The 8204-nt window shown below is 73.6% G+C and carries 8 protein-coding genes; all 8 read left to right on the plus strand.

What is annotated here, in order from left to right:
• Window position 1 precedes the first annotated feature (1 nt).
• The 8 genes from ACFWGJ_RS12160 (at window position 2) to ACFWGJ_RS12195 (ending at window position 8153) form a co-directional block, all read left to right on the plus strand.
• Window positions 2-1369 carry a TrpB-like pyridoxal phosphate-dependent enzyme gene (locus ACFWGJ_RS12160; RefSeq protein WP_387322913.1) on the plus strand — a complete coding sequence of 456 codons (1368 nt, stop codon included), beginning with the start codon at window positions 2-4 and terminating at the stop codon, window positions 1367-1369.
• Window positions 1366-2691: an ATP-grasp domain-containing protein gene (locus ACFWGJ_RS12165; RefSeq protein ID WP_387322915.1), complete on the plus strand. Its 1326-nt coding sequence runs from the start codon at window positions 1366-1368 to the stop codon at window positions 2689-2691. Before ACFWGJ_RS12160 ends, ACFWGJ_RS12165 begins: the two co-directional genes overlap by 4 nt.
• A 68-nt stretch (window positions 2692-2759) precedes the next feature.
• A complete protein-coding gene (locus ACFWGJ_RS12170) occupies window positions 2760-3269 on the plus strand; it encodes a hypothetical protein (protein ID WP_387322917.1) in 510 nt (169 codons plus the stop codon).
• 3 nt (window positions 3270-3272) lie between these two features.
• Window positions 3273-3851: a cobalamin-dependent protein gene (locus ACFWGJ_RS12175; protein WP_387322919.1), complete on the plus strand. Its 579-nt coding sequence runs from the start codon at window positions 3273-3275 to the stop codon at window positions 3849-3851.
• The gene (locus ACFWGJ_RS12180) at window positions 3824-5269 is read left to right on the plus strand and encodes a methylaspartate mutase (RefSeq protein ID WP_387322921.1); all 1446 of its coding nucleotides are present in this window, start codon (window positions 3824-3826) and stop codon (window positions 5267-5269) included. Before ACFWGJ_RS12175 ends, ACFWGJ_RS12180 begins: the two co-directional genes overlap by 28 nt.
• Window positions 5266-6510: an ATP-grasp domain-containing protein gene (locus tag ACFWGJ_RS12185; RefSeq protein WP_387322923.1), complete on the plus strand. Its 1245-nt coding sequence runs from the start codon at window positions 5266-5268 to the stop codon at window positions 6508-6510. The genes ACFWGJ_RS12180 and ACFWGJ_RS12185 overlap by 4 nt, the downstream gene beginning before the upstream one ends.
• A gap of 61 nt (window positions 6511-6571) precedes the next feature.
• Window positions 6572-7765 carry an MFS transporter gene (locus ACFWGJ_RS12190; RefSeq protein ID WP_387322925.1) on the plus strand — a complete coding sequence of 398 codons (1194 nt, stop codon included), beginning with the start codon at window positions 6572-6574 and terminating at the stop codon, window positions 7763-7765.
• 118 nt (window positions 7766-7883) lie between these two features.
• Window positions 7884-8153, plus strand: coding sequence for a GlsB/YeaQ/YmgE family stress response membrane protein (locus ACFWGJ_RS12195; RefSeq protein WP_387322927.1), 270 nt, complete (start codon window positions 7884-7886; stop codon window positions 8151-8153).
• Window positions 8154-8204 lie beyond the last annotated feature (51 nt).

The following is an 8204-nucleotide window of genomic DNA, read 5'->3' on the forward strand; positions in this document are numbered from 1 at the left end:
CATGCGAAGGACGAAGTTCCTGCTGGGCGAGGAAGACACGCCCACGCACTGGTACAACCTCGCGGCGGACCTCCCCGGAGGCCCGTTGCACGCCGCCCTCGACCCCGCGACCCGGGAGCCGCTGACCCGCACGGCGATGGCGGCCACCATGCCCGAGCCACTGATCGACCAGGAGCTGAGCACCGACCGGGAGATCGAGATACCCGAGGAGGTGCGCCGCGTCTACACCTTGTGGCGCCCCTCCCCCCTGATCCGGGCGCACCGGCTGGAGCGCGCCTTGGACACCCCGGCCCGTATCTACTACAAGTACGAGGGCGGCGCCCCGACCGGCAGCCACAAGCCCAACACCGGTGTCCCGCAGGCGTACTACAACAAGCTGGCGGGCCGCACCGGGCTGGTCACCGAGACCGGCGCCGGCCAGTGGGGCAGCGCGGCGGCCCTGGGCGCGGCGTTCTTCGGCATGACCGCCAAGGTCTTCATGGTCAAGGTGAGTCACCAGCAGAAGCCCTACCGCCGAGCGCTCATGGAGACCTACGGCGGCGAGTGCGTGGCGAGCCCCAGCACGCGGACGGCGGTCGGCCGGAAGATCCTCGCCGACGACCCGGACAACCCCGGCAGTCTCGGCATCGCCACCTCCGAGGCGCTGGAGACGGCCGCCGGGGACCCGTCACTGGGGTACGTGCTCGGCAGCGCCGCCCACCATGTGCTGCTGCACCAGACCGTGATCGGCCAGGAGGCCGTACGGCAGATGGAACTGGCCGAGGACCACCCGGACATCGTCATCGGCTGTGCGGGCGGCGGCAGCAACCTGGCCGGGCTGGCCTTCCCGTTCCTCGGCGCCCGGCTGCGGGGCGGCAGGCCCGTGCGGATCATCGCCGTGGAACCGGCCGCCTGCCCCACCCTGACCCGGGGCACGATCGCCTACGACTACGCGGATTCGGCCGGGCTCGGCCCGCTGTTCCGTATGCACACCCTCGGCCACGGCTTCGTACCGCCGCCGGTGCACGCCGGGGGGCTGCGGGCCCACGGGATCGGCCCCGCGGTGAGCCGCGCCGTCGAGGACGGGCTGATCGAGGCGACGGCCGTGGGCCAGGTCGGCTGCCTGGAGGCAGGCGTCCGGTTCGCCCGTACCGAGGGCATCCTGCCGGCCCCGGAGTCCACCCACGCCCTGCGGGTCGCCATCGACGAGGCGCTGCGCTGCCGCGAGGAGGGGCGCTCCCGGGCCATCCTGTTCGGCCTGTCCGGACACGGGCACTTCGACCTGGCGGCCTATCAGAAGTACGCCGCGGGTGAGCTGACCGACGGCGAGGCCGACAGCAACGGGCTGGCGCTGGCCGCCGCCGGCATCCCGGCGGCGGGCGCGGCATGAGCACCCGCCCGTCCCCCGCGTACGCGGCCCGTGCCACGGGCCCGGCCACCCGGGTCGCCGTGGTGGACGCCGACGGCATGGGCGCCTTCCTGCCCGGCGCGCTGGCCCGCGAGGGCGTACACAGTGTCCTGGTGCGGTCGGACGCGCCGAACCCGCACCTGGCGATCCAACCGGACCGCTCGGACCCTTCGGCCCCTTCGGGCCTCTCGGACCGCCCGGCCCGGCCTCCGGAGGTCGTGCACCGCGGTGACCTGGCCGCCACGGCCGACGCGCTGCGCCGGTACGGGGTGGACCGTGTCGTCGCGGGCGCCGAGTCCGGTGTCCTGCTGGCCGACGCGTTGTCCGCCGCACTCGGCACACCGGGACACGGGATGAGCCGGCCGTCGGCCCGGCGGGACAAGTACGAGATGGCCTGCGCGGTGCGGGAGTCCGGGCAGGACACGGCGGCCTGTCTCGCGACCGACAGCGCCGACGAGGTGGTCGCGTGGGCACGCGGGCACGGCCGGTGGCCCGTCGTGCTCAAGCCACTGGCCAGCGCCGGTACGGACAACGTCCTGTTCTGCCGTTCGGAGGCACAGCTGCGGGCCGGGGTGGCCGTCATCACGGCCGGCCGCGACCGCTACGGCGGCCGGAACCGCGCCGTGCTCGTCCAGGAGCATCTGGCGGGCGAGGAGTACTTCGTCAACACCGTCAGCAGCGCTGGCGTACACCATGTCGTCGAGGTGTGGCGCTATCACAAGCGGCCGGTCGGCGACCGTCCGATGTACGACCACGAGGAGCCCGTGCCCCCGGACGACCCGGTGGTCGGCGCGCTGACGGCGTACACGCTGCGGGTGCTCGACGCGCTGGAGATCCGCAACGGGGCGGCCCACACCGAGGTGATCACGACCGGGCGGGGGCCCGTACTGGTGGAGTGCGCGGCCCGCCACGGCGGTTCGCACACGCCGTCCGTGGTGTCCCGGTTCCTGGGCACCGACCAGCTGGCGTGTCTGGCGCGCGCCGTCGCCCACCCCGAGGAGGCGCCGCTGGGGCGGTTGCCGCGCTACCGCCCGCGCGCCCATCTGCGGTACGTCACCCTCCGCTCGCCCCGGGCCGGCGGCCCGCTGTCCGCCGAGCGGTTCGCGCCGGTACGCGCCCTGGGCACGTTCGTCGAGATGGCGCTGACCATGCCGGAGGGCACCGCGCTGCCGCGCACGACGGACCTCGCCTCGTCCCCCGGCCATGTGTATCTGGGCTCCGCCGACCCGGTGCGCGTGGCGGCGGACCACCGGCGGCTGCGCGCGCTGGAGCACGGCGACCTGTACGACGGCCCCCGGCGGTAACGGCCGCCGACGGTCACGGCCGTCGGCGGAACGGCCACCACCCCACCCGGCGAAAGGCATGGAGACCAATGACCAGGACGAACGAGACCCTCTCCGGTCTCTCCGAGTACCCCGCGAACTGGACGCACACCGCCGAACTGATCGTCCCCGGCCCGCCGTTGGCCGTACCGGGGGCCTGTCTGAAGTGGTACGACATCCGGCGCGCCGACGACAGGGCGGCCCCGGACGTCACGGAGGAGGCCCGCACGTTCCTGACCGAGCGGGCCGCGGCCAAGGAGGTCGAGTTCCGGGACGAGTTGGGGTTCGCGCTGCTGCACCTCGACGGCGGCAAGTACTACCTGCTCGTCTGCGTGTGGCGGGACCGGGACGAGATGTGGCAGGGCCTGTTCTTCAAGGACGACGGCGGCTTCCTGCCGTACCCGTCCAAGCCGGGACTGCTGCGGCCCACCCAGAACGTGGTCGAGCTGGACGCCACCTCGCACGAGCGGCGGGGCTGGTCGCGCTATCTGCGCTCGGCCCGTGACACCGCCGCGAAACAGGCGTACCTCGACGACGTGTGCACCGGGGAGCTGGTGTAGCCGATGCCGTGGACGACAGCGCCGCCCCGCAGGCTGGTCATCCTCGGGGTGGCCGCGAGCGACTGCCATGTCGTGGCCAACCAGCTCATCGCCCGCTTCCTGCGCGACGAGGGCTTCGAGGTGGAGAACCTCGGAGCCTGCACGCCCGTCGAGGAGTTCGCCCGGGCCTGCGTACGGCGTCCGGAGGCGGAGGCGCTCCTGGTGGGCAGCCTGAACGGGCACGTCCACGAGGATCTGCGCGGCCTGCGGGAGGCGAAGAGGTCGGGGCGCGTCCACTGCCCGGTGGTGGTCGGCGGGAACCTCTCCGTGGGGAGCAGCAAGAGCCTGTCGTCGGACCGGCGGCTGTACGCCCTGGGGGTGGACCGGATCGTCCACGACCCGGCCACGCTTCCCGCCGTACTGACCGAACTGCGCGCCACGGGCGGGCACTTCACCGCCGGCCGGGCGGTCGCCGCCCCGGCCGTCGGCGAGCGGGCCGTCGCAGGGCGAGCCGTCGCCGACCAGACCGTCGGTGCGCGGCCCGCCGGCGGCCTGACGGTCGGCGCGGAGCCCGCGTGGTCCGGACCCGCCCGCGTCTCATGACCGGGCCGCCACCGGCCGGGCGCTTCGGGGTCGCGGGTCCGGGCCGGAGCACCGGATCCGGGGCCGCCCTCCCCAGCCTGCGGGAGTCCGTCGCCTATGTCGCGGCCCTGGGAAAACCCGGTGTGCCGCAGGTCCTCGCCGCGGCCCGCGACCGCGGCCGGGTCGCGGTCCAGCCCCGGTGCGGGGTGGCCGAACACGTCGGCATGCGGGCCCTGTTGCGCTCCCTGGAGGCGGAGGCCGCACCGGACGTGCTCAGCCTGACCATCGACTCGCACACCCGGCTGCGCCGCTTCGAGGAGGCGGAACGACTGCTGGGCACCCGCCCGCAGGAGCTCAACGGCTATCCCCTGGTGGCACACGGCTGGCGGCGGGCCCGGGACCTGAACGAGGCGGTCGCCGCGCCGCTGGAGGTGCGGCACGGCTCGCCGGAGCCGCAGCGCCTCTTCGACGTGGCCGTGGCCGGAGGGATCACCTCGTTCGAGGGCGGTGGCATCTCCTACAACCTGCCCTACTCCAAGCAGGTGCCCCTGGCGGTGTCGCTGGCGGCCTGGGAGCACGTCGACCGCCGCTGCGGCGAACTCGCCGAGCTGGGCCTGGTGGTGGACCGCGAACTGTTCGGCACGCTCACCGCCGTGCTGGTCCCGCCGTCGATCAGCCTCGCGGTCAGCGTCCTCGAAGGGGTACTGGCCGCGCGGGCCGGGGTGCGCTGCCTGTCGGTCGCGTACCCGCAGGGCGGCCATCTGGCACAGGACGTGGCCGCGCTCACCGCCGTCCCCGTGCTCGCCGAGCGCTATCTGCCGGCGGGCGTCGCCGTCCACCCCGTCCTGCACGAGTTCATGGGCGTCTTCCCCCGCGCGCGCCGCCACGCCGAGGACCTGATCCTGTACGGCGCGCTGGTGGCCCGGCTGGGCGGAGCCTCGAAGATCATCACCAAGACCCACCAGGAGGCCGCCGGGATCCCGGACGTCCGGGCGAACATCGACGGGGTGCGGCTGGCCGACCGGGCCAACTCCCCGCTCCTGGACTTCCTCTCGGTGGACGAGGACCGGGTCCGCGAGGAGCGCCGCTGGATCCTGGCGGAGGTCGCCGAGATCGTCGCTCCGGTGCTGGAGAAACGCGCGGCCACGTCGGCGGCGCTCGCCGAGGCGGTCGTCGAGGCCTTCGCCGACGGCACGCTCGACATCCCGTTCAGCGCCAGCCGTTTCGCGAGGTCGCAGATCGTCCCCCGGCGCGACCCCGAGGGCGCGATCCGGTACCTGCGCGCGGGGGGCCTGCCGCTGTCGGCACCGTCGCTGCGCCGCCATCGCGAGCTGCTGGCGGGGCCGCGCGGCACCCTGCCGTCGGCGGCCTCGCTCCCCGCGATCCTGCTCGCCGACATCAACTACTTCCCCACCCTGTTCCGCGAGGAGCCCGAATGAGGAACCCCAAGCGCGTCCTGCTCATCGGCGGCACCCCGAAACATCTGCGCAAGGCGGCGGATCTGGGACTCGGGGTGGTGTACGTCCAGTTCGAGGACGAGTTCGCACCCGAACAGCGGTCCCTGGCCGAGACCGTCCTCCTCACCGACTACACCGACTGGCGGTCCCTGCGCCCGCTGGTGGAATCGGCGTACGAGTCCTGGGGCTTCTCGGCCGCCGTGTCGCTCACCGAGCCCGGGCTCGACCCGGCCGCCCGGGTGAACGACCTGCTGGGTCTCGGCGGAACGCCCTACGAGGTCAGCCACCGTTTCACCGACAAGTGGCTCATGCGCCGCCGCCTCGCCGAGGGACCGCGGGTCGGCGCGCGCCGGGTCGCCGCCGAACTGCTCACCTCGGACGACGACCTGGACCGGTTCGGCGCCGCGCACGGCTACCCCTTCATCGTGAAGCCCACCAGCGGCACGGCGAGCTTCGGTGTCGTCAAGGTGGACGGCGTGGACGCGCTCGACGCGGCCCGGCAACGGATCCGCCGGCTGCACACGGCCACGGACCACCCGTTCACCGGTGCGTACGACATCGAGCAGTTCATGATGGAGGAGTACGTCCCGGGGCCGCTGTACAGCGTGGAGACCTTCAGCTTCGACGGGCGGCACGTGGTGCTCACCGTCACCGAGGCCATCACCCGCCCGGGGACCCACGTACATGCGGGCCACGCCCTGCCGGCCCGGCTGTCCGCCGACGACGAGGAACGCATGGCCGACACCGCGCGGCGCTTCCTGCGGGCGATGGGACTGCGCGACGGACCCGCGCACACGGAGATCATTCTCGGTCCGCAGGGCCCGGTGATCTGCGAGTCGCAGAACCGGGTGGGCGGCGCCCTGCTCACCGACATGATCGACGCCGTGTACGGGTGCGACGCGCAGTCCCTGGCCGTCTCCTGGGCCCTGGGTCGGGCGGACCCGCTGCCCGGACGCCCGGTGGCCCGGGGCGCCGCCGCGAGCTGGCTGGTGGTGGCCGAGCAGGGCAGGGTCGAGCGGGTCGAGGGTGTCGAGCGGGTACGCGCCGACCCGGACACCCTCGCGGTGAGCCTCGGCGTGGTTCCCGGTGACCTGGTCCGCCCGCTGGAGGGCCAGTGGGACGGCCTGGGCCACATCTCGGCGCTCGGCCCCGACACCGGCACCGCGATCGACGCGTGCCGGCGCAACCTGCGGCGGATCAGGATCCACACCCGTGCGGCCTGAGGACCGCACACGGCGGCGGCCCGGTGGCGGCAACTCCCCACCCACGTTGCTGACATGGCCGATGATGCTCCGTCTGGTCACCATCGTCGGAGCCTCGGCGAGCTTCTTCCTGCTGCTTTCGGTCGTCCCCCTGTACGCCGAGGAGTCAGGCGGCGGGAGCGGCGCGGCGGGGCTGTCCACGAGCGCGCTGATGCTGGCGACCGTCTGCGGCGAGCTGGCCGCGCCCCGGCTCACGGCCCGCTACGGCTACCGTCTCGTGCTGGCGACCGGGCTGGTCCTGCTCGGCGCGCCCTCGCTGCTGCTGACCATGTCGCCCCTGTCGTCCGTGGCGCAGAGCACGGGCTCGATCGTGGCCGTCTGCCTCGTGCGCGGTGCGGGCTTCGCGTTGACCGTGGTCGGTGGCGGCGCCCTGACCGCGATGCTGATACCCCCCGAACGGCGCGGCGAGGGGCTGGCCCTGGTGGGTGTCGTGTCGGGGGCGCAGTCGGTGGTGGCCCTCCCCCTGGGTGTGTGGCTGGCCCGGCACGCGGGCTTCACCGCGGTGTTCGTGATCGCGGCCGTTCTCCCGCTCGCCACGGTCCCCGCGGTGGCCGGCCTGCCCCGGCGTGCACCGGCCGCGCAGCAGCCCCTGGGCATGGTCGACGGTTTCCGCACGCCCGCGCTGGCCCTGCCGGCCACGGTCTTCGCGACCACCGCGCTGGGCGCGGGGATCATCGCCACCTTCCTGCCGCTGGCCGTGCCGCCGGACCGGGCGGGGCTGGTCTCGGCGGCGCTGTTCCTGCAGGCCGCCACCGCGATCGGGGCCCGCTGGGTGGCGGGCCGGTACGGCGACCGGCACGGGCCCGCCGGACTGGTCGTCCCCGGTCTGCTGCTGTGCGCCGGCGGCGTGCTGGCCACCGCGCCGACGGGCAGCGCCGCGGCCGTTCTCGTCGGCATGGCGCTCTTCGGCACCGGCTTCGGCATCGCCCAGAACGCCACGCAGACACTGATGTACGCGCGCGTCCCCCCGTCGGGGTACGGCGTGGCCAGCGCCCTGTGGAACTTCGCCTACGACGCGGGGATGGGCCTGGGCGCCGTCTTCTTCGGCCTCCTCCACGCGGGAACGAGCTACTCCGTGGCCTTCGCCACGACCGGCGCCCTCATGACGGCCGCACTGGTCCCGGCCTGGTACGACCACCGGCTGTCCCGCCCCCGCGCGTCCACCCCGAGATCCCCGTCCGACGCGAAGGACCGCCCCACGGACTCCCGCCCGTGATGGCCACGGCCTCGCACCGGCAGCCTGTGAATCTGACGGACCCGTGTTTGAAAACACCGGTTCGGAACACTCGGATGCTCTGACACAGTCTTTATACGACCAGGTAGGAGACACAATCATGGGCATCATCGCCTGGATACTCATCGGTCTGCTCGCGGGCCTCATCGCCAAGGCGCTCATGCCCGGCAAGGACCCGGGCGGCATCATCATCACGATGCTCATCGGTATCGCCGGAGGTCTCCTCGGCGGCTGGCTGGGCAAGGTGATCTTCGGCGTCGACTCCATCGACGGCTTCTTCGATCTCTCCACCTGGATCGCCGCCATCGTCGGCTCGCTCATCCTGCTCGCCGTGTACCGCGCGGTAACCGGAAACCGCCGCCACGCCTGACCCCGCGCCCCGAGCGCTGCACGAAACGGCTCCGCCCTCCCACCGGGAGGG

Source organism: Streptomyces sp. NPDC060205, from assembly GCF_042728395.1.
GTDB lineage: Bacteria > Actinomycetota > Actinomycetes > Streptomycetales > Streptomycetaceae > Streptomyces.